A 23,105-nucleotide genomic window follows, 5' to 3' on the forward strand; every position below is an offset into this window, starting at 1 on the left:
TGGAATAAACAAAATATATGGTACATATGTTTAAGCTGTGGTCAATTGTTGAAAGGGATGAAGAGTATGACTCAGCTGAACTTTGAAGAAAATTTATTAACTAAAGTAGCTTGGTACTATTATAAAGACCAATTAACACAACAGGAGATCGCGTCACTTCTTCATATTTCAAGAAATAAAGTCGTCCGGTTATTAGATAAAGCGCGCAGTGAAGGTATCGTTACATTTCACGTAAAAGGAACCGGTTTGCATTGCTTGAGCATTGAACGTGACTTAATGAAAAAGTTCCACTTAAAAGATGCTTTCATTATCCCTACTCCAATAAACAATTATGCTACTTCTCTCGGAAAAGCCGCTGCACAATATTTAGAGACTCATCTCCAACAAGGTGATTTACTCGGCATCGGCTGGGGTGAAACGATAAGTAAAATGCTAGAAAACATTCATTTTGAAAGTTCTATCAACCTTTCAATCGTAACGCTAACAGGCGGGGTAAATCACTATCTCCCGAGAAAACAAAACTATTTACACTACATGCAAGGCGAACTTCACATTATCCCTACGCCGTTTCTAGCGTCTACAACCGAAATGGCACAAAGTATTCTATCAGAACCGAGTGTAAAAGATATGCTTCAAGTCGCTTCACTTGCTCATACGGCTGTTGTCGGTATTGGGGGATTATCTCAAGACGCTACGATTGTAAAAGAAGAAAAATTAACACTACGTGAGATGACATATATTCGTAGTCAAAACGGTGCTGGCGATATTTTAGGACAGTTTTATAATACAAATGGCGATTTATTAGAGCTCTCGCATCACAATCGTCTAATTGGCACGCCCCTCTCTATTTTGCGCAATATGAATCATGTCGTCGGTGTTGCTGGAGGTACTGAAAAGATAGATGCAATTTATGGTGCCTTAAAAGGAAAGTTTATTCATTCATTAATTACCGATGAGGAAACTGCCCTCTCCTTATTACGAAAGGATGGTGATTGTTAATGTCCCATTTATTAGCTTTCGATGCTGGTACAGGGAGCATTCGAGCAGTTCTTTTTGATTTACATGGTAATCAAATTGCAGTAAGTCAAAAAGAATGGATTCACAAATCTGACCCTCGTTATCCAGGCTCTATGAACTTTGATGTAATAGAAAATTGGAAGCTAGTACAAGAATGTACGAAAGAGGTTCTTCAAAAAAGCAATACCCCTGCCTCTTCTATTCTTGCTATTAGCGCTACAAGTATGCGAGAAGGTTTTGTTTTATATGATAAACATGGGCAAGAAATATGGGCATGTGCAAATGTTGATGGCCGTGCATCCGCTGAAGTTAGTGAGCTAAAAGAAATCCGCTCACATCTTGAAAAAGATTTATACAGAAAATCTGGGCAAACTTTTTCATTGGGTGCTTTACCACGTCTACTTTGGATTAAAAAACATGAACCAGACGTCTATAGCAATATTCACTCCTTTACGATGTTAAATGATTGGATTTTGTATAAATTAAGCGGCGTACTGCAAATCGACCCTTCCAACGGTTGTACGTCCGGAATCTTTGATTTACAAAATAGGAATTGGGATAACGATGTCGCTAAAGAGTGTGGTATAAATTTGCCATTTTCACCAAAAGTAAATGAAGCTGGCACTGTGATTGGTAATGTTTCAAAAGAGTGTGCAACACTAACTGGTTTACTTGAAGGGATTCCTGTCGTCGCTGGCGGCGGTGATGCTCAAATGGCAGCACTCGGGACTGGAGTCGTAAACCCAAATCAAACTTTAATATGCGGCGGCAGCTTTTGGCAACAAGAAGTGAATGTTACTGAGCCAATAACAGATCCACATGCTGCGATTCGAGTAAATTGTCACGTCGTTCCGAACCTTTGGCAATATGAAACAATCGCCTTTTTCCCAGGTCTCGTTATGCGCTGGTTTCGAGACGCTTTTTGCCAAGAGGAAAAGAAACTAGCTGATAAGCTCGGTGTAGATGCTTATGCATTATTAGAAGAACAAGCGAAAGACGTACCTGTCGGCTCACATGGTATTATCCCTACTTTTTCAAACGTAATGAACTACATTTCTTGGCGTCATGCCGCACCTTCTTTTTTAAATTTAAGTTTAGATGCTGACAAATGTGGAAAAAAAGAACTGTTCCGTGCTATTGAAGAAAATGCTGCCTTCGTTACACTTGGTAACTTAAAATTAATAGAAAATCTCACAGGAACATTCCCTTCTGAAGTCATTTTTGCTGGCGGTGCCGCTAAAGGAAAACTATGGCCACAAATTCTAGCGGACGTCCTTGGTATTCCTGTAAAAGTACCCGTTGTGAAAGAAGCAGCTTCTTTAGGAACTGCGATTGCTGCTGGAGTTGGCGCAGGCATCTATTCATCTATGGAAGAAACTGCTGAACAGTTTGTACAGTGGGAGCACACATTCGAGCCAATTACTGAAAATCATGAACTATATAAAGAATTCTATGAAACATGGAAAACTGTGTATGACAGTCAACTCGCTTTAGCTGATAAAGGGCTCACCTCACATATGTGGATTGCGCCTGGTGCTCTGTAACACATTACATAAAGGAGTGAAAATGTATGTTAAAAGCGAATGAAAATGACTTCTCCTATCGCTTCGGTGATAATGGGCCGAAATATTTAATACAAGGTCCAAATATTGATCTTGGCCTTGTTGTCATTCAACCGGGCCAGGAGTTTCAAAATCACTACCATACGACGTGCGAGGAAGTCTTTTATGCATTAGAAGGTGAAATTGATTTCTATGTGAATAATGAAAGAGTTCCAATTAAACAAGGTGATGTCCTGCAAGTTCGTCCTCATGAATCTCACTATCTGATTAACCATTCTGACAAACCTTTTAAAGCTGTTTTTATAAAGTCACCACATTTACCAAATAAAGATACAGTACAAACGGAAAATCCAACATTAACGAAGGAGTGATTTGGAATGACTTGGGGATTTAAAAATCGATTAAATACAATTTTACCTAATGGCAGAGCGGTAATGTTAGCGATAGATCACGGCTACTTTTTAGGGCCAATTCACGGGCTTGAACAGCCACTTGAAACTGTTAAAAACTTACTTCCTTACACGGATTCTCTCTTTTTAACGCGTGGTGTACTTAGCTCCTGTATTCCTGAAAACTGCAGCACACCGATGGTTATGCGTGTATCTGGCGGCGCTACTGTCGTCGGTAAAGATTTAGCGAATGAAACAATTGTTACACCTGTGAAAGAAGCAGTAAAACAAAACGCAATTGGCGTCGGCGTTTCTGTTTTCATTGGATCAGACTATGAAACACAAACTGTTACAAATCTCGCAAATGTAGTTTCTGAAGCTCATGATTACGGCCTGCCAGTACTCGGCATTACCGCAGTCGCAAAAGAATTACAAAAACGTGAAGCTCGCTTTCTAGCACTTGCTTCCCGCGTATGTGTTGAAATGGGTGCTGATATTATTAAAACGTATTACTGCGAAGGATTCGAAAAAATAACGAGCACATGCCCTGCCCCAGTAGTCATCGCGGGCGGCCCCAAACTAGATTCAATTGAAGACGCATTAAACATTACGTACAATGCGTTGCAAGAAGGCGCAATTGGAGTAGACATGGGCCGAAACATATGGCAATCCGAGCACCCAGCTGCGATGATCCAAGCAATACATGGCATTGTAAAAAATGGATTGAATGTGAAAGAGGCACTTGAACTTTATGATGATGTGAAGAATTAATGTGAAAAGACAGACTATTTATTAGTCTGTCTTTTTTACTTTACAGTGAAACTTTCATAATCCTTCTTCTAATATGATACATACTTAAATTCTATACACCTTCAAATGATTACTCTTGATGATTACTATTAAGCTTTGAAACGTTGATAAGCCGATTTCGATGATTTCACATAATAAACCGCATGATCCACATTAATAATATGATCTGGTTTTGGTTTACCACGTCCCGCTCTATGTCCAGCTAAGTGTTCTTCACTTGTTTCCCAGTTTTTCCATGCTTCTTCCGATTCCCAGCGAATCATTACGACAACTTCTTCGTCACCGCGTCTTACTTTTTTAACGAGAACACTTAAATCGATGAATCCTTCAAATTTTTCAATTATGCCTTCTCCAGTAAAACGTTCTACAACTATATTTGATGTACCTTCTTTTACTGTAAATGTTTTCGTTTCGATAAACATATATCCCACTCCCTCTTCGTAATACGAATACTAGTATTCTTCTATTATAATTGATTATGATAATTATTTTCAATTGTAAAGTTTTAATTTTTTGAATTATGCTGATTTCTTTTCTATCGCCTCATCTAAAAATTTGAAATATGGAAGTAACATCCCTATTAAAGAGGTGACACATATAATTGCACCGATAATTAAATATAGCACTCTTACTCCCCACATTTCACTCAATATTCCCCCTACTAACACACCTAACGGCATAGCGGATCGTATGAAAAATAAACGCACTGAAAATACTTGTCCTATCATATTATTCGGCACGGTTTGTTGGCATATTGTTGTGTTATGAACATTGAAAAATGCAATACAAATCCCTGCTATTACTTCAATTATTATTGCAATGATAATACTATGATTGAACCCTAATGAAATGTATGTGAGCCCCCCTATAAACAATCCTCCAAGCATAAGTATACGCCGGCTTTTATATGTTACTTTTCCGACTACTACTGATCCAATTACGTAGCCAAGTGGAAAACCTGCCATAAAATAGCCGTACTCTGCATATCCCGCTAACAGCTCGTCTTTTATATAAGGAAGATTTGTGACCATCGTTACCCCTACTCCAAACTGCACGAAAGTAAGAAATATACCGAGCCAAACGATGATTGGTTTTGTAAAAAAATATGTAAAACCTTGAAGAAATTGTTCTAGCCACGTTTTTCGTATATCTGTTGTAGTTCTCTTTTCTTTTATATAAAGTAAGAAAGCACCACTAACAAATAGACAAATACATACGAAAGATAATGTAAGTTCTGTTCCAATGAAATGAATTACTACTCCACCTAATACTGGCGCAAGAAACATCATGAGACGAGTCATTCCATCAATATACGCATTTGCGGCTTGAAGTTGTCCTTGACTTACAATGCTCGGTGTAATTGCCTGACTCGCAGGTGTATAAAGAGGTGTAATAAGTCCCACTACAATTTGAACAACATAAATGTGCCAAACTTCTATACTACCTGTAACTAGCATCACCAAAGGTAATAAGAATACGGACGCCCGTATCCATTGTGAAAAAATCATAATCCACTTTCGGCTCCATTTATCAATAAATGGGCCACTTATTAATTGCAGTATGAGTGATGGGATGAAATATAATAGCCACATACTACTTAAAGCCATTTCCGATCCTGTTAACTCATATACTAGAATTGAATTACATAACGTTCCGAAAGCCCCTCCTAATTCTGAGATTGCACTACCAATCCACATGAAAAAGAAAGAACGATTTTTCAATATATTTTTCAATTTCACACACCAACTTTTCTTTTATATTCCTCCCTTTATGTACATTCCCGTTGTTAATTATCTATTCAAAAACATATCTAATTCTTTCGCTAAAGACTGTACTGCTTTCTTTCTTAATACATATTTTCCGTCATGTATATCAACTAACTTCGCTGCACGTAACAATTTCAAATGATGGTGTACAGTCGATTTACCAAGCTGTAATCTTTCCGTTATTTCCTGTAATGTACGTTCTTTTTCAAACAACATTTTTACAATTCGCAATCTCGCTTCATCTCCAAGAGCCTTATGTTTTTGAACTAAAAAATAATTCGGTTCATACGGATCTTCAGGATGAATACTTTCATTCGCAACTGGATAATGAAATACTTTTGTATCATCAATATCCGCTTCAATATTCCACGGTCTGTACGTCATTTGCGGGATAAGAAGCACGTGATGAACACTTGGTTCTGGCATATAGTTAATGCCACCAGTAGCCCACTCAACAAACTCTTCTGGTTTCATCTTTTTATTCATTTCATTTTTTGCTTCATAATCTCGTTTTAATATAGAAAGTATTTGTTCTTCCTCTCTTTTAATAACACTCTCATACCAACCTGTCATAACAGCGATTAAATGCGATTTCAGCACTTGTACATCTACATTACATATAAAGCTAATATAAGTAGAAAAAAACTGATGATTATCTGTTAGTTCCTTTAGTTCGTGTATTGCACATACAACTCCCGTTGCAGCTAAACGTCTTTTCTCTTCATACTTCTTTCCTAAAAACGGTAAACATATAAATTTCAAATCTTCTTCTGAAAGTGAATCAATTTTAAACTTAAACTGCGATAAATCTTGAAAATCCTCTTCATACAATAACTGGAGTAATGCTTTCCACGTATTATGTTCTTCTACAAACTGTAAGTGTTCTCTCATTTCTTCTGTTAATGCTTCCTTAATTTCTTCCCATTCACTTTGAGTCTTTTCAAGTGTATCAATTAACCTTTTATGAGTAATCGCAGCAATGCCAAGTGCACATTCGAAAAGTATCGAATATTTCACCTGAACGTTGTATGTTTCCCTTTTTCTGCTCGTTATGTGATAGACCTCCATTTTTATCCCCTCCTTGTTTGCTATATAACATATTCTATTTTTATCGAATTTTACCTTCTATATTTTTAGAACCGTTTTGCAATTTAAAAAAAACTTTGATCAATGAGCAAACAGAAAAAGGTTTATACTCTTTTCATTCTGACTCAATGAAAGCCTTGATTATTAAAAATGAAGTTTTTTAATGACTCTGTTATAAGTTGTATTTCACTCTCTTGTTCAACTATAGAGAAGGTTTATTGAAGAGAAAAGCGAATTGATTTTATTAAGAAAAATGAACAGGAGGCTATAAGAATGGGAAGAAAAGAAATGTTGCAAAATGGAGTCCAACAAGTTTTTTACGAGGAAGAATGGTACCCACCGATATCTGAAGCGTTAAAAAATCTTACTGCTGAACAAGCATGTTGGAAACCAGAAGGTGCTGCCAGTAATACGATTTGGGAAAATGTGAACCATTTATTAATTTTTAAAGAGCGCTTACTTTCCCGCTTACATGAAGATAATACATTTGTTGCTCCACAAAATAATGATGAAACCTTTATCCAAGGTGAGCCTAATGATGATAACGCTTGGCAACAAACAGTAAAGCGAACACTTCAAGTACATGATGCCTTACAATCTTCATTAACCGCCCTTCAAGAAGCAGAACTAGATCAACTAAGTCCTTCTCTACCAGTTTGGCAACAATATATGAATATCCTTTTGCATGATGCTTATCATACAGGACAAATTATACAGCTTCGGAAACTTCAAGGTTCATGGCCAACTCACCGTTCTTATTTATAAAGTGAAACTTTAATCAGCTCTTACCAATCGGGATTTTGCGGGCAGCCCACTCCCACCTAACTTCTTTGCTTTCCCTGAATTTTGAGGTAAAAGTCTTACTGCCCGTTAATCCGAGATAAACGATGTTTAAAATCGCATACGTTTAATATCCAACAAAGCAATTGAAAATAGCTACTTGTTTTGTAATTACTGCGATTGCTCAAAATAAAGCAAATTAAAATACGTGAATCCCAAACATCATTTACCCTCTTCATAACTTCTGATCATAATCCAAATTTGGAAGAATAGAGGCTTTTTTATATACAAATAATAAGCCTCAAGGAGTTGTTGACATGTATTTCATATTGAATATGTTAGGGATTTTCGTTGTCATATTAATCGTTTTCTTATGTTCGCCTAATAAAAAACATATAAAATGGAGACCAATTGTAATTCTCATCCTATTGGAGCTTTTTATTACATGGTTTATGTTAGGCACAAAGCTCGGCAGTATTATCATTAATAAAATTGCGTCATTTTTCAGTTGGCTACTAGCATGTGCGAATGAAGGTATTCGATTTGCATTTCCTTCAGCTATGGAAAGTCAGCACATTGATTTCTTCTTTAGTGCGTTACTTCCTATCATTTTTGTTATTACTTTTTTCGATATTCTATCTTATTTCGGAATCTTAACTTGGATTATTGATAAAGTAGGTGCAGTTATTTCAAAGATTTCTCGTTTACCAAAGTTAGAAAGTTTCTTTTCGATTCAAATGATGTTTTTAGGAAACACCGAAGCACTTGCGGTTGTTCGTGATCAATTATCTGTGTTAAAAGAAAATCGATTATTAACTTTTGGAATTATGAGTATGAGTAGCGTTAGCGGATCCATTCTTGGCGCTTATTTATCAATGGTGCCAGCAACATATATTTTCAGCGCCATTCCATTAAATTGTATTAACGCATTAATTTTAGCCAATCTATTAAATCCTGTGGAAGTTTCGAAAGAAGAAGACGTTGTTTACACACCTTCAAAACATGAAAAAAAGGATTTCTTTTCTACTATTTCAAACAGTATGTTAGTTGGGATGAATATGGTTATCGTTATTTTAGCTATGGTAATTGGTTATGTAGCTTTAACAGCATGTTTAAATGGGATTTTAGGATTTTTTGTAACGGGGTTAACAATTCAAAAAATCTTCTCCATTATCTTTAGTCCTTTTGCATTTTTACTCGGTTTATCAGGCAGTGATGCTATGTATGTAGCTGAATTAATGGGGATCAAAATAACGACGAATGAATTTGTTGCAATGATGGATTTAAAATCAAACTTAAAGTCGTTACAACCGCATACGGTTGCGGTTGTAACGACATTTCTAGCTTCTTTTGCTAACTTTAGTACAGTAGGTATGATTTACGGAACTTACAATTCATTATTTGGCGGAGAAAAATCATCAGTCATCGGTAAAAATGTTTGGAAGCTTCTTGTTAGCGGGATGGCTGTTTCTTTATTAAGTGCTATGCTCGTTGGGCTATTTGTATGGTAAATAATTTTTATAATAAAAGACACCCAAGCCAATTGAGTGTCTTTTATTATTATTTTCGAATTTGCCCATTTCCACGAATCACATATTTTGTAGAAGTTAATGCTGGAAGCCCCATTGGTCCTCTTACGTGTAACTTTTGTGTACTGATACCAATTTCCGCTCCGAATCCAAATTCGGATCCATCTGTAAAACGAGTCGATGCATTATGATAAAGTGCCGCGGCATCTACAGAAGTAAAAAACTTGCTGACGTTTTCCTCGTTTTCAGTAATAATTGCTTCAGAATGCATAGATCCATACGTATTTATATGATGAATCGCTTCTTCAACAGTGGAAACCACTTTCACTGCTAGTGTGAGAGATAAAAACTCAGTTTCCCAGTCTTCTTCTGTCGCAAGTAAGATAGAAGGATCAATCTCCACTGCTTTATTATCACCACGTAGCTCCACTCCTCTTTCCTTCAAGGAAGAAAACAACTCGCTACCATATTGCTCTGCCCACTTCTCATGAAGTACAATCGTTTCAATTGCATTACATACAGATGGACGCTGCGTTTTTGCGTTTATAATAATATCAAATGCCATTTGTTTATCCGCTGTTTCATCAATGAAAATATGACAATTCCCCGCACCTGTTTCAAGTACTGGAACAGACGCTTCCCTCACAACAGTATCGATTAATTGTTTGCCACCTCTTGGAATAAGAACGTCTAGATAATCATTCATTGTAAACAACTGCTTCGCGCTATCTCGCGTTGTATCTTCTATAAGCTGTACACTTTCTTGAGGTAAGCTTGTTTGTTTGAGCGCTCTGTGAATAACGGCAACGATGGCTTTATTAGAATGAATAGCAGAAGAACTACCACGTAATATGACTGCGTTTCCTGTCTTCAAACAAATTGTAGCAGCATCCACTGTTACATTCGGTCTTGCCTCGTAAATCATCCCAACAACACCAAGTGGTACGCGCATTTCCTGAATAGATAGTCCATTTGGCCTTTCCCATGCACTTACACATTCTCCTACAGGATCACGTAATTTAATTAGCTGCTTAATCCCTTCTGTCATATCAACAATACGCTGTTCATTCAGCATAAGGCGATCAAGGAGTGAATGAGAAAATCCTTTCTCCTTACCTTCTTCAATATCCCGTTTGTTTTCTTCTAAAATATAAGCTGTTTCTACTATCAGCTGATTAGCAATTGCAGCAAGTGCTTCATTTTTTTGATCTGTAGTTTTAAGCACAAGTTCTCTAGCAACCTCTTTTGCTTTTATCCCCTTTGCCAACACTTCATTCATTTTTATTTCCTCCTTTTTAAAGTGAAACCCAATGATCCCTATGGATGACTTCATAACTATGTCTCTCGCCTCTTACTTGAATATGTTGGCTTTGCATACCTTTTACATCTCTTAGTTCCTCTGCACTATATGTGCATTGTCCTTTTCCTATTACGCGTCCTTGTTGCGTTACAACCTCTACAACTTCACCCACTTGGAAAAATCCTGATACATTCGTAACACCAGCTGGAAGTAAACTCTTCCCATGCTGAATGATGGCAGTAGCTGCCCCAGCATCTACTTCGATTTGTCCACTAACAAGCGAATGCAAGGCAATCCATTGCTTGTTCATCTTCATTTCTTTTTGAGGAGCATTACCAACATACGTTCCATCACCCTTACCCTTCAAAACATCTACAAACTTTTCCTGTCCACGTCCTGTTCCGATAAATACACTCACACCAAGAGAGTGTGCTGTCTTTGCAGCATCGATTTTTGATTTCATACCGCCAGTCCCAAGTTTTGAGCCAGCATCTCCTGCAAGAGAAGAAATTTCTTCCGTAACTTCAGGAAGAAAATAATATTTTTTTGCATCCGCATTTTTCTGAGGATTTTTGTCATATAACCCGTTCACATCCGTAAAGATCATAAGCATATCCGCCGAAACAAGCCCGCTTACTAAAGCTGATAGCATATCATTATCACCGAACGTTAGCTCCTCTAAAGAGATGGAATCATTCTCATTAATAATTGGAAGAGCGGCACGGTTTAATAATTCTCCTAACGTAGCGTAAGCATTACTATATTGTTCTTTTCTAGAAAAATCACTTCTCGTCAGCAAAAGTTGCGCAGTAACGATGCCATATTTACGGAATTCCTCCGTGTACGCCTGCATTAACAAACTTTGTCCGACAGCTGCTGCAGCCTGTTTCCCTTTAATCGTTACAGGTCTGCTAGGATATCCTAGCGCTGAAAAACCTGCAGCGACGGCTCCAGATGTAATTAACACAACCTCGTGCCCATCTTCTTTCAACCGAGCCAATGCGGCAACGTGATCTGAAAGCTGTTCTGTAGAGATGCCTCCGTGACTATCTGCCAAGGAACTACTCCCAATCTTTACAACAACTCGTTGTTTTTTCACTTTTTTATCCCCCAAGTCTAAAATCAAAGTTTTTTATAAATTACACTTCATTCACTTTGTAACTATATCTATTCTCATCAATGCTGCACTGAAGTATTTAAGAGCAAAATAAAAATGACCGCCTCGCCCTTAATAAAATAAAAAGGACGAAACGGTCATTGTTCCGCGGTACCACCTTAATTGATATACATAGATATCCACTTGGTGCCTATAACGCAGGCGAACGCCTAAACTTTCATTTAAGACTCAGGGATAGGTTCGATATATTCTATACGAGGAATCTTTCAGCCGGTGAATTCCACTCTCTTTCGCAAGAAGACATATGTACTAATTCCCTTCAACGATTTTCAATCTAATTTTTTTATATTATGCGATATAGTTCGATTCGGTGTCAAGAGGTATTTTTAAAAATAAATAGAGCCACAAGTTATTTGTATGAAATTATCGCCCTACTGAATGAAAATACAAAATGATATAAGTTTAACTCATATTCATAAACATAAAACCTTACATTATAGTGTATATATTTACATAATGTCGAATATAATTAATTTTTATCTTTTAGTGTTGCAAAAAGGAATATATTCTCTTAGAATGTTTCTTTATATTGCACAGGGATGTTATTCTTATTCTAAGAAAATAATATCAAACCGATATAATTGATTATAAAAGGAGCAAGATTGAGTTATTATGGATAAACAAATTGGATTCATCGGTTGCGGAAATATGGGAATGGCTATGATTGGCGGAATGATAAACAAAAATATAGTGTCTTCAAATCAAATTATTTGTTCAGATTTAAACACTGCTAATTTAAAAAATGCTAGTGAAAAATATGGGCTAACTACAACTACCGACAACAATAAAGTAGCTAAAAATGCTGATATTTTAATTTTATCAATCAAACCAGACCTATACGCATCAATAATTAATGAAATAAAAGAAGTAATCAAAAACGATGCTATCATCGTTACGATCGCTGCTGGGAAAAGTATTGAAAGTACTGAAAATGCATTTAATAAAAAAGTAAAGGTTGTCAGAGTAATGCCTAATACTCCTGCTCTTGTTGGAGAAGGAATGTCTGCATTATGCCCTAATGAAATGGTGACAGAAAAAGATTTAGAAGATGTACTAAACATTTTCAATAGTTTTGGTCAAACAGAGATCGTAAGTGAAAAATTAATGGATGTTGTAACATCTGTAAGTGGTTCTTCACCAGCTTATGTATATATGATTATAGAAGCGATGGCAGATGCTGCTGTACTAGATGGTATGCCAAGAAATCAAGCATATAAATTCGCTGCTCAAGCTGTGTTAGGCTCTGCAAAAATGGTACTAGAAACAGGAATACATCCAGGTGAATTGAAAGATATGGTTTGTTCTCCTGGCGGAACGACAATAGAAGCTGTTGCAACATTAGAGGAAAAAGGATTACGAACAGCGATTATTTCAGCTATGCAGCGTTGTACGCAAAAGTCTGTTGAACTATCTGGTCAAACTAAAAAATAAAACTATAAAAGAGATTACGTTAGCTATGAATTCACATAATTTTAATTAAAAATTCACTACATGATAAACGGCCAAACTCATATAAAATTGAGCTTGGCCGTTCCACTTTTTAATTATATTAAAATAATTTCATTCGAATTTTCTTTAAAGGTTCTGTTTTATCCCTTACCTATTCCCTACTATGATTGTGTAATTTTATTAGAAACTAATAATTTTTCAATGCATTTCGGTAACATATCTAATAGTGTTTCAAATGCGTAGTTTACATCTAGACGTTCTGTCCATTGATGTGCATCTTTTCCTACCGGCCCCATATTTAATACTGGAACATCAAACTCTTCTAATTCCTGAAGCGGAATTGAATAACCTTTATCCCATAATGGCATATTGTCTACAAGCGAACTCATTGAATCTAGTGGATACTGCAAGCCTACATAGCTTAAATCTGAAATCCCCCCAAAATAATTTTGGTTTTCAAATGTAATCTTATGATTGTAGTGTGCATACTTTTCCATTTCTACAACTACCTCTTTTATTAAAGGATTGTTGCGTGAACTCACAGCTGGATAGTACGGCGGAGCGAAGAAAAGTACAATCATCGGTGCCTTTTCTTTACATAAAATCGCTAATTTATCTACTAAATCAATCGTTACCGCACGATCATCTTTATCTTCTCTATTTTTTATAATATTAGATTGAATATGATTTATTTTTTCTTGTCCATGTTGCTCAATTGCATATGTGATAAGCTCTTCATACGTTAATACATTTACTTTGAGATTAGGTGGTATAAATGGATTATATTTAGAAAAACGATATGCATGTTTTTCATACGACTCTTCTATTTTCTCTGCTACTTTCGTTACTTTTTGACGTAACAATGAAACTACATCTATCATTGATTTTTCTAATAAAAACAAATTAAATAATGTAACTGCACGATGCGGAATTTGTACAGAATAATCCTCCTTTAAGTCCCTTTGAAGTAAGTTAGTTGGCGGAGGACTCGCTTCCCCTTCTACAATATCACAAAGGTCTGTGTTTAACTCTAATTCTGCTGTTATTAATGAAGCCATATAACTCCCATTTAAGCCTGCAAAAGGTTCACCTACATGTGTCTCTTTTCCATAGCAAAGAAAACCAGGTAACACTTTACCAATAGAGCCAGTGTAAATATACTTATTTTGGTCACCAGGATGTCTTGAAAACATAGGCTCTGAGTTTAAGACCGTTTTATAATCTAAGTTATGCTCTCTAGCTAAATCTAACAGTCTCGGAACAGCGGCCCTCATCCCTACAGAATTCACTTCTTCATCTGGTACAGCCAATAAAAGAACATTCCCATCGAATCTTCCTTCACATGCTTGTTCAATCATTGCCATTTGTAATGCTAGACCGCATTTCATATCCATTGTTCCTCTACCAAACAGCCATTCCCCATGTTCTATATCTTCACGCACATGGTCTGGAAGTTCATCTTTATGAGAATAAAACATAGATGTTAACTTTTTAGGATTAAATGCATCTTCTTTCCACACTCCGTAATCTTGTACATCTACAACATCAAAGTGACTTACTAGAATTACAGTATTTTTTGTACTATCTTTTTTCTTTACTAGTGCTGTAACAAAATATCGTCCGTCCCCTGTCGGATTTTTTTGTAAATGATGCGGGTTTTCTTTGAAATACTGTAATTCAGATAATTGTTCCACAACAAAGCCTGGCAATATTACTTCAGCTTCTGAACCGGTAATACTAGGAATTTCAACAAGACTGCTTAATAATTGAATCAATTGTTCTTTTGATTGCCACTTTGACATATAAATCCCCCTATTTTTCCGCATTATGAAAACGAATTCCAGTATATGAATAAAAAATGACGACAGCTATCAAAATTATAGTTCTGATGTACTGCCGATTTTTATTGATATTTCATGAGCTGCTTGTTTTACCTTGCTAATAAGAAAAGATAGTCGATCATCATTAATACGATGACTAATTAACCCAACACTTAATGCTCCTACTACTTTATGATTAAATCCGATAATAGGTGCAGCTACTGAAGCTGTCCCTTCTGTTTTTTCACCATAACTGACAGCATATCCTTCATTTTTTATTTGCTTTATTTGATTAAGAAGAATTTGCTTTTGTTCTGGTAATGAAGAAAGTAAATGTTCTACAATATGTTCCATTTCATTCGTTTTCATATTGGCAAGCATCGTTTTATTTGCGGCACCAATTGAAAGTGGAATTTGTTCCCCTAGATTATCGATAACTCGAATTTTTAAAGGACTATCAATTCTTTCAATGATAATAGAATGTGTTCCGTTTGGAATATTTAAATAGACACTTTCTTCGACTTCAAAGGCCAACCGCTTCATCACTTCTCTTGCAACTGATCTGTAGTCTACCTTCTCCAATTGACGTAACCCTATTTCCATCCACATTGGTCCAATTTTGTACTGTTTTGTCTCTGGTATTTGTGTAACTAACCCATGCTCCATTAGAGAGTTAAGTAATCTATGTACTGTACTAACTGGGAGATGTGTTCCATCTGCTATATCAGAAATAGCCCAATACTCTTTTTCATTTGTAGAATTCAATAATTTAATAATACTTATCGCTCGATCAATGGACTGTACCATAACTCGCCTCAACTTTACTCGTAGTATGTTAGTACGTTTAATTAACTATCAATTTAGCAAACATTCGAAATGAAATCAATCTATTTATTCAATTTTCTAACAATAAAAATATATCACTAACAACGAATTGAAAACGCAAACAAAAAAATATTGACTTTTCTTTTTAATTATCTGAAAATTATAACAAGATTTCACATCACGGAATACATTCCATAATACGGAAAAACATCAAACTTTATTCTATCAACTACGAAAGTGAGGAAAACAATGGCGCAAGTAAACAATACAAACAATGAATTAAAACGTACGATGAAAAGTAGACACTTATTCATGATTGCACTCGGTGGTGTGATTGGAACGGGGTTATTTAACGGATCTGGCTTTATAATAAGTCAAGCTGGACCTGGTGGATCCGTACTTGCCTTTATGGCCGGTGGATTATTAATGTATTTCGTTATGCTATGTCTTGGTGAACTCGCTGTAGCCATGCCTGTTTCGGGTTCTTTCCAGGAATATGCCACTAAATTCATCAATCCTGCAACTGGCTTTACAATCGGATGGTTGTATTGGTTAAGCTGGGCGAATACGACCGGTCTTGAATTTACAACTGCCGGTATTACAATGCAGCGCTGGTTTCCTGATATTCCTGTTTGGGTTTGGTGTTTAATATTTGGCGTTACAATCTTTACTATTAACGCATTATCTGCTCGTAGTTATGCAGAAACAGAATTTTGGTTTTCAAGTATAAAAGTATCTGCCATTATAGCTTTTATAATTCTTGGTGGCGCCGCTATGTTCGGCTTTATTGATTTAAAAGGCGACGAACCAGCTCCACTCCTTTCAAATTTCGTAAATCATGGTGGTTTATTTCCGAATGGACTTGCAGCTATTCTATTAACAATGGTTACAGTCAATTATTCCTTCCAAGGTACAGAGCTTGTCGGAATCGCAGCAGGTGAAAGTGAAGATCCAGCAAAAACTTTACCTCGTTCTATTAGAAATATTATATGGCGCACAATGTTTTTCTTCGTCTTAGCAATCTTTGTTCTTGTTGCTTTAATTCCTTGGGAAGAAGCTGGACTCACAAAGAGCCCATTCGTTGCTGTTTTTGATAATATCGGTATTCCATATGCAGCTGATATTATGAACTTTGTTATTCTTACTGCTGTTCTTTCTGTTGCAAACTCAGGACTATACGCTGCTACTCGAATGCTTTGGTCTTTATCAAAAAACGAAATGGCTCCAGCATTTTTAAAGAAATTATCATCACGTGGGATTCCTCTCAACGCTTTAATCATGACAATAGCTATTTCTGCTTTTTCTCTTTTAACAAGCGTCGTAGCTGCTGAAACGGTTTACTTATGGTTAATTTCCATTTCTGGAGTCATAACAATCATTGTTTGGATGTCAATTTGTGTTTCTCAATTCTTTTTCCGCAAACACTATTTAGCTGAAGGTGGAAAATTAGAAGACTTGAAGTTCAGAACTCCACTCTATCCCCTTGTACCAATTCTTGGTTTTGGATTGTATGGCATTATATTAGTAAGTCTTATCTTTATCCCAGATCAAAGACTAGGCATTTATTGTACTGTACCATTTATCATCTTTTGCTATACCTACTATCACTTTAAAGTTAAGAAAAGAATTGCAACTAACACTCAAAGTGAAACTAAAATTAGCGAAACTTCGTAATATTGCACGATACAAAAAAGACAACACGTGGCGTTTCACTTCATGTGTGGTCTTTTTTTCATTATTTAAATATGAGTTCACCTGAATTTAATGGATTTTTCTCTTCTCCTACAAAAGTAGTAAAAATTTCATTTGAACTTGCTACCTCAGTTGGATTTATCGTATTTCAATTTCGATATAATAATAAATAGGTATATCAGATATAGCTGTACATTATTAGAATTACATTCATTACTCAACTGGTAGTTACCAAGAAAGAAAGGAATGATCATAATGATACAGAACATATACGAGACTCATTTACATGTAAGAAATTTAGAAAAAGCGATAAATTTCTATCAAAACAAGCTAGGATTAACGTTAGCAAGAAAACTCTCCAAAAGAAGAGTGGCTTTCTTTTGGGTCGGAGAAAATAAAAAACAAATGCTTGGACTATGGGAAGTAAATAATATCGAAGACTTTGAGCTGAAACATTTTGCTTTTGGTGTAAATTTAGAGTTTTTAATGACTTCTAAAGCGTGGTTAGAGGAGCGTGGAATAGAAGTGATAGGAAGTCAAGGAAAAGGAAATCAAGAGCCAATTGTCCAAAGGTGGATGCCCGCTGCAAGTGTATACTTTCTAGATTGTGATAGAAATAAATTAGAATTCATTTCTATGTTACATGACAATCCAGATGAATTAGAATATGCATCCTATTTAAGTGTATGGAATGCGGAACACCAAGAAAAATGAATGAAATTTCCGTTCAAGTCTTTTCTAATTTTTTAGATATACTGTTGTACGATCCCCCTTTTGCTATTAATTTTCGTCGGATTTATGAACAGTTATCGTAATAGAAAATTCATGATAACTCCACTTGTTAACATAATGCATTTATTGTCATCTTGCATTTGTACTTACGTACGAGCAATTCCTAATCTGCTTCAATTATAATTTGAATCATTTAATTTTTCTTCTTATCTGGCATCTACTTTTGAAACAAAAACTCCCCTTAAATCGAAAATGATTAAGGGGAATTTTATATACGATGCAATTATAGTTCAGATTTCACCCGAACAGAAACATTATTTTTAATTATATTTTTGACATCTTTAAAGCTAACAAAATTGTTACTTTTCTCATCCCAAAGACGGAAACGGAGTGAACGCAAGCTTGTAGCAAGCGTAATCGTTGGTACATTTTTTAAAGGAAGGGTATTGTTGTGTGCCTCTTCTAGTTTATAGTTAGGTACTCTTGGACTTAAATGGTGAACATGATGAAATCCAATATTACCCGTTAGAAATTGCAAAATTTTTGGAAGTTTATAAAAAGAACTTCCCTCCACTGCCGCTTTCACATATTCCCACTCTTTATCTTCTTCAAAATAAGAATCCTCGAATGTGTGCTGTACGTAAAACAGCCAAATCCCTATTGAACCTGCTATTAAAAATATAGAACCATGTACTAAAAGAAACGATTGCCATCCAATTGCCCAGCAAAGCATCCCTATAATAGCAACGATTAAAATATTCGTTAAATAAGTGTTCATACGTTCTTTTTTTCTAGCACCTTTTCGGTTAAATCTATTTTTAAGCAAGAAAACATAAATCGGGCCTAACCCAAACATAACGAATGGATTGCGATATAAACGATATGCTAAACGGAGTCTAAATGGTGCTGCTACATATTCATCTACTGTAAGCGTCCAAATATCCCCTGTACCCCTCTTATCCAAATTACCACTCGTAGCGTGGTGAATAGAATGCTCATGCCCCCACTGATCAAATGGGAATAATGTTAAAACACCCATACACGTTCCAACTATTCTATTTGCACGTCGACTTTTAAAGAATGAATAATGGGTACAATCATGAAAAATAATGAAAATCCTTGTCATAAATCCAGCGGCTAACAGTGCTGGAACTAATGTTAACCAATAAGAAACTGACAAACTTTTATAAGCAAGGTACCATAAAATAATAAATGGCACGATTGTGTTAATCAGTTGCCAAACACTTTTTTTAATCGTTGATTTTTCAAAAGGAGCAACTTGTTTTTTTAAATTTTTAGTATTTTCTAAGGTCATTGTTCTAATTCCTTTCCTTTTTGTTGCTAATTCATATTATAGCACACTATTAGTATCAGGTGTTAAAAGTAGCTATAATAAATATTTTATACTATGAAAATCTCTTTTTTCTTACTCATTACTTACAAATTTCTTACGTCCAAAATAGCTTCTATAATTGGACAGACGGAACATTTTATGTATCAAAGAAACTTCGTATTTTTCCAATAAGTACATAAAAAACAGCGAGTTTTTTCACAAGAAGAAAAAAGCTGCAATCAGTCAGTTTCACCGACTTATCGCAGCTTCTCTTCTTTTTACCTTATTTTATCGATGAAGCCAAACTGCACCTGCAGACTTGTCTTCAGCTTGGCCTACCACTTCAAACTTCAGTCCTAGCTTCGGTAACTTACGTCCTGCATCAGGAATAACGCTGTTGATGTATTGCTTAGAATCATCAAATTTTGCCACTCCTGGTAATCCTTTATAATCGAAGATACCGCGTGTTGGTGAATTTACTTTCCATGCTGGCGTTTGATCAAATGAGAATGCCGCATCGGCAATTTGATAACGTGTACTGCTCTTCACAGTAGGTTGTCCGTTTAATGTCCCTACAATTGCCTCTGGATGAGAATCTACTACTCCTAAGAACCCTTCACCTGGATGAACGCCTACCCAGTTATCTGTAAAGCTTTGATCCGCATACCATACAACCATTCCTGTATTAAACACTGGGCCACGTGCATGTTGTAACGCAGTGTCAGACCCAGCGTAATTTCTCCACTCTACATAGTAATTATGTTTTTTCTGTTCAAATCCATTAGACACAGTAAAGCCTTTTAGCGTCATTGCTGGCTGACCTTCTGCATCATCAGAGAAAACAACTTTTCCATCTACAGTTAAGGCTGCATTATCTAACGCAAATCCTTTATAAGCTACTGCAATATCTGTTAAGTACTCAAATTGCAGTTTTACTTTTTTTCCTTTGAATTGGCTTAAATCGTATGATTTATCAACCCACTTACCATCAGTTGTATCCGCGCCGCCTTTTATATCTTTTTCGCCCATTCTATCAATGCGTGTCTTCGTTCCATCTTCTGCAATCGCATATACGTCAAGGAAATCATACTTCGCTTCAAGTTCGTAAAATGCCTTATAATCGAACTTAGCATCCTTTGCATTTGTTAAGTCAAATACTGGTGTCTCAAGTGTTGTATGAATGTCATTTCCTTTTGTACTGTAATAGAACTTCTTACCAAACGCTGATTCGATATTTTTTATATCTTTGTCCGGCAAGTTAACACGAACAATTCCAGGTCGTTTAGATTTTGTAGTACTTTGATCTACATATGTTGCAACACCGATTCCTTTGCTAAGTTTGTCATAATCTACTTCAAGAATATTCGCCCAGTTCCCCTTCATATTCTTTTGGAAAAACTCTTTATTTTGTGGCGAGAAACTCGTTGGCTCTGTTCCTGCAATTTTTCCAGCCCAGCTACCACCACTCATAATAGACCATGACTCAACAGGTTCACCTTGTCCTGAGTACTTTGTATCATATTCATCTGGTAAGCCTAAATCATGGCCATACTCATGTGCAAACACACCAACTGCTCCGTCTTCAGGCTCGATTGTATAATCATATGCAGCCATCTTTCCGCCCCAGTTCGAAACAGAAGATTTCGTGCCATCAATTGCATATGGTTTTGAACCTAGTTTTGAACGATGTGACCAAATCGCATCATCTTTCAATTTACCGCCGCCAGCTTCTTGACCAACGCCAGCATGTACAACCATTAAATGATCAATAATGCCATCTGGCTCATTTTTATTTCCATCACCATCTTGATCGTATTGATCAAATTGGTCATAGTCTGCTAAATTGATTCCTTTTGCTACCGCTGCTTTTAATGCTTCTTTCACAAAATCTTTTGGTCCTAAAGGCCCCTTGTTATCATGCCCAGTACCCGCATCAGCACCATAATCTGATGCTTTTCCTGGAACAGTAAGCCATTCTGTTACAGTCCCATCAACTGTATAGCTACCACCAGATTGTTCTTCATAATATTGCTTAAATGTGTTAATTTTCGATCCATCAAATAAAGTAAATGGTTCATCACCAAATAACATTTTTTGATAATGTTCACGATTAAAGTCCTTAGAATACATGTATCCTGGCTCTTGATCAATATTGTTATGCTTAAAATCGCTAAATTCTACAAGTAAAACAAGTACTTTATCTTTTCGAACAGCTCCATTGTATTCTTCTTGCTTCGCTGATGTAGTAGGTACTTTTCCATTTAATTTCCCAGGGTTCAATGCTGCACCTTGTCCAGCTACTGGGCCTACTTCAGGCTGCTGCGCCTGTTCATTTTCCCTCATTTTTGCATCTTTTACTTTTTTCATAAAGTCAGAGGCTTCTTGCGTAAGACTATCTCCTGTTAAGATTTCTTTCCCAGGGTTTTCCCCTTTCTTTTTCTCAACATATTTTTCGACAGCCTTTGAAGTCTCAGCTTGTGATGCAGATTGATCAATTACCCCCCGTTGTTTTAGCGCTTCAGCCAAACGCTCCTCCGGTATTAAGTGCTCATCTATTGGTAGAGATGATGTTGGTGTCTCAGCATACGCTACGTGACCTCCAAAAGCAAACGTACTACTTAGTACCGCTGCTGTTGTTAATACCGCTAATGGTTTTAATTTCTTTTTCTTTTTCAATGTATTTCCTCCCCAGTGCCTGCAAATTATCGTTTTTTGCCGATAACAACATAATATGTTATAATACGAATATTCAATCTTTTTCAACAAATAAAATGTTGAGAAATATTTTTTTATGCAGGGTGAAATACATAAGATATAAAAACAAACAGACTCTTCTATAAATAACAGTGAACTTTTATATGTTCTTAGTTACAATCAAAATCCAGTAAATCTGGGATTCATACTTTTTTAATAAAAATAAGAATTAAATATTTTCTATACTATTTAATCTATGGATTACCATATTACTCACTATTCTCATTATTACAAGCTAATAGTGGTTCGTACATCATTATAGCGTGATTCTCTGTTACATATTGATCTTCTATTAACTGTTTCTGTTGATTATATACTTTACGTTGAATCACATTATGTCGTATATAACCGCCCCAGTATGCCGGTTGAATTGAGTGTTCTTTCTCATACACTTCATATTGATAAAGTTGCGGATAGACTGTTCTCCATTCACCAACTAAATGTTCATCTGTCATATAAAGGTGAAGTTGATACGGTTGGTCCGTTTCATTTTTAATTTGTAAATCCAAATAGTTATAGGAACAAGTCGCCCCACTCCCAAACGGTTGAGTTCGCCTAGAGTCAGGAAAGACATCAAAGCTATGACGATATCGTTCTGTTACTGTCAGTGGTGTATGTAAAGTCATCCAATATATTAAATTCGAAAGCTGACAAAGACCTCCTCCAATACCTGTTTGAAAAGATCCGTAATGTAATACCATACCTTCTACATACCCTTTTTTCCTCGTTGGCTTACCTATTAAACGCCAGTAAGAAAATGTTTCTCCCGGTCTAATGACGATACCATTTAGTTTTTTAACAGCAATTTTCAAATTAACAACCTTATTCTGTTGATACCACATATCTACATCTTTGAGCTTACGAAGTAATATCGTTCGGTGCTGAATTGCTGTACAAGGTAGCTTTTCTTGTTGGAACCTTTTTGCATATGTTTTTCCGTCTGCCAACCACTGAATATACCTCTTTGTAGAGTAATACCACTTCCCTAGCATAATGCGATACTTAGACCGCTGTTTAGGACGTAAGTGCACTATATTCATTTTATTCCCTCTCTCTTTCTTCAAGTAAATTCTAATATATTTCT

General features: G+C 36.0%; 19 protein-coding genes and 1 other annotated feature. Of the genes, 9 read left to right on the forward strand and 10 right to left on the reverse strand.

Translation table 11 applies throughout. From position 1 onward, the window contains the following. Nucleotides 1–66: 66 nt before the first annotated feature. The 4 genes from NST86_RS14875 to lsrF are packed head-to-tail and all read left to right on the forward strand — an operon-like array spanning nt 67 to nt 3,739. A complete protein-coding gene (locus tag NST86_RS14875) occupies nt 67–999 on the forward strand; it encodes a sugar-binding transcriptional regulator (protein ID WP_000192702.1) in 933 nt (310 codons plus the stop codon). After that, nucleotides 999–2,561 carry an autoinducer-2 kinase gene (lsrK, locus tag NST86_RS14880; protein ID WP_140159012.1) on the forward strand — a complete coding sequence of 521 codons (1,563 nt, stop codon included), beginning with the start codon at nt 999–1,001 and terminating at the stop codon, nt 2,559–2,561. Before NST86_RS14875 ends, lsrK begins: the two co-directional genes overlap by 1 nt. 26 nt (nt 2,562–2,587) lie before the next feature. Then, on the forward strand, nt 2,588–2,950 hold the full coding sequence (locus NST86_RS14885; RefSeq protein WP_000909986.1) for a cupin domain-containing protein: 363 nt from the start codon (nt 2,588–2,590) through the stop codon (nt 2,948–2,950). 6 nt (nt 2,951–2,956) lie between these two features. Then, nucleotides 2,957–3,739: a 3-hydroxy-5-phosphonooxypentane-2,4-dione thiolase gene (gene lsrF / locus NST86_RS14890; RefSeq protein ID WP_000219793.1), complete on the forward strand. Its 783-nt coding sequence runs from the start codon at nt 2,957–2,959 to the stop codon at nt 3,737–3,739. A gap of 128 nt (nt 3,740–3,867) precedes the next feature. Here lsrF and hmoA read toward each other — a convergent pair whose 3' ends face one another. From hmoA to NST86_RS14905, 3 genes are all read right to left on the reverse strand, one after another. Continuing rightward, nucleotides 3,868–4,200, reverse strand: coding sequence for a heme-degrading monooxygenase HmoA (gene hmoA / locus NST86_RS14895; protein ID WP_000469499.1), 333 nt, complete (start codon nt 4,198–4,200; stop codon nt 3,868–3,870). A 96-nt stretch (nt 4,201–4,296) separates the two neighbouring features. Further along, nucleotides 4,297–5,517 (reverse strand): MFS transporter, encoded by a 1,221-nt coding sequence (locus NST86_RS14900; protein WP_086423122.1) that lies wholly within the window; start codon nt 5,515–5,517, stop codon nt 4,297–4,299. Nucleotides 5,518–5,568: 51 nt separating this feature from the next. Next, on the reverse strand, nt 5,569–6,612 hold the full coding sequence (locus NST86_RS14905) for an ArsR/SmtB family transcription factor (RefSeq protein ID WP_000454577.1): 1,044 nt from the start codon (nt 6,610–6,612) through the stop codon (nt 5,569–5,571). A gap of 291 nt (nt 6,613–6,903) precedes the next feature. Between NST86_RS14905 and NST86_RS14910 the strand changes: the two genes are divergently transcribed. Next, complete coding sequence (locus tag NST86_RS14910) at nt 6,904–7,395, forward strand: DinB family protein (RefSeq protein ID WP_000532722.1); 492 nt, start codon at nt 6,904–6,906, stop codon at nt 7,393–7,395. A 332-nt stretch (nt 7,396–7,727) separates the two neighbouring features. Further along, a complete protein-coding gene (locus tag NST86_RS14915) occupies nt 7,728–8,921 on the forward strand; it encodes a NupC/NupG family nucleoside CNT transporter (RefSeq protein WP_227593160.1) in 1,194 nt (397 codons plus the stop codon). 49 nt (nt 8,922–8,970) lie between these two features. Here the strand turns inward: NST86_RS14915 and NST86_RS14920 are convergent, their stop codons facing one another. Both NST86_RS14920 and proB read right to left on the reverse strand, forming a co-directional pair. Further along, complete coding sequence (locus NST86_RS14920; RefSeq protein WP_001006622.1) at nt 8,971–10,218, reverse strand: glutamate-5-semialdehyde dehydrogenase; 1,248 nt, start codon at nt 10,216–10,218, stop codon at nt 8,971–8,973. A 16-nt stretch (nt 10,219–10,234) separates the two neighbouring features. Next, complete coding sequence (gene proB, locus NST86_RS14925) at nt 10,235–11,338, reverse strand: glutamate 5-kinase (RefSeq protein ID WP_016118119.1); 1,104 nt, start codon at nt 11,336–11,338, stop codon at nt 10,235–10,237. 139 nt (nt 11,339–11,477) lie between these two features. Further along, nucleotides 11,478–11,688: a binding site (T-box leader), on the reverse strand. Between the two features lie 340 nt (nt 11,689–12,028). Here proB and proC point away from each other — a divergent pair. Further along, nucleotides 12,029–12,847 (forward strand): pyrroline-5-carboxylate reductase, encoded by an 819-nt coding sequence (gene proC / locus NST86_RS14930; protein ID WP_000360727.1) that lies wholly within the window; start codon nt 12,029–12,031, stop codon nt 12,845–12,847. A 179-nt stretch (nt 12,848–13,026) separates the two neighbouring features. Here the strand turns inward: proC and NST86_RS14935 are convergent, their stop codons facing one another. After that, the gene (locus tag NST86_RS14935; RefSeq protein ID WP_136986281.1) at nt 13,027–14,691 is read right to left on the reverse strand and encodes a M20/M25/M40 family metallo-hydrolase; all 1,665 of its coding nucleotides are present in this window, start codon (nt 14,689–14,691) and stop codon (nt 13,027–13,029) included. A gap of 51 nt (nt 14,692–14,742) precedes the next feature. Next, nucleotides 14,743–15,492: an IclR family transcriptional regulator gene (locus NST86_RS14940; RefSeq protein ID WP_000250746.1), complete on the reverse strand. Its 750-nt coding sequence runs from the start codon at nt 15,490–15,492 to the stop codon at nt 14,743–14,745. A 267-nt stretch (nt 15,493–15,759) separates the two neighbouring features. Here NST86_RS14940 and NST86_RS14945 point away from each other — a divergent pair, with 267 nt between their 5' ends. Beyond that, on the forward strand, nt 15,760–17,184 hold the full coding sequence (locus NST86_RS14945) for an amino acid permease (RefSeq protein WP_000079968.1): 1,425 nt from the start codon (nt 15,760–15,762) through the stop codon (nt 17,182–17,184). Between the two features lie 273 nt (nt 17,185–17,457). Continuing rightward, complete coding sequence (locus tag NST86_RS14950) at nt 17,458–17,916, forward strand: VOC family protein (RefSeq protein WP_000615638.1); 459 nt, start codon at nt 17,458–17,460, stop codon at nt 17,914–17,916. Between the two features lie 301 nt (nt 17,917–18,217). Here the strand turns inward: NST86_RS14950 and NST86_RS14955 are convergent, their stop codons facing one another. From NST86_RS14955 to NST86_RS14965, 3 genes are all read right to left on the reverse strand, one after another. Further along, the gene (locus NST86_RS14955; protein ID WP_000171497.1) at nt 18,218–19,249 is read right to left on the reverse strand and encodes a fatty acid desaturase; all 1,032 of its coding nucleotides are present in this window, start codon (nt 19,247–19,249) and stop codon (nt 18,218–18,220) included. A gap of 306 nt (nt 19,250–19,555) precedes the next feature. After that, nucleotides 19,556–21,943 (reverse strand): immune inhibitor A domain-containing protein, encoded by a 2,388-nt coding sequence (locus NST86_RS14960; protein ID WP_086423124.1) that lies wholly within the window; start codon nt 21,941–21,943, stop codon nt 19,556–19,558. 287 nt (nt 21,944–22,230) lie between these two features. Then, complete coding sequence (locus NST86_RS14965) at nt 22,231–23,061, reverse strand: VanW family protein (protein WP_001028242.1); 831 nt, start codon at nt 23,059–23,061, stop codon at nt 22,231–22,233. Between the last annotated feature and the right edge of the window lie 44 nt (nt 23,062–23,105).

Origin of the sequence: Bacillus sp. FSL L8-0199, assembly GCF_038005705.1 — a bacterium.
Taxonomy (GTDB): domain Bacteria; phylum Bacillota; class Bacilli; order Bacillales; family Bacillaceae_G; genus Bacillus_A; species Bacillus_A cereus.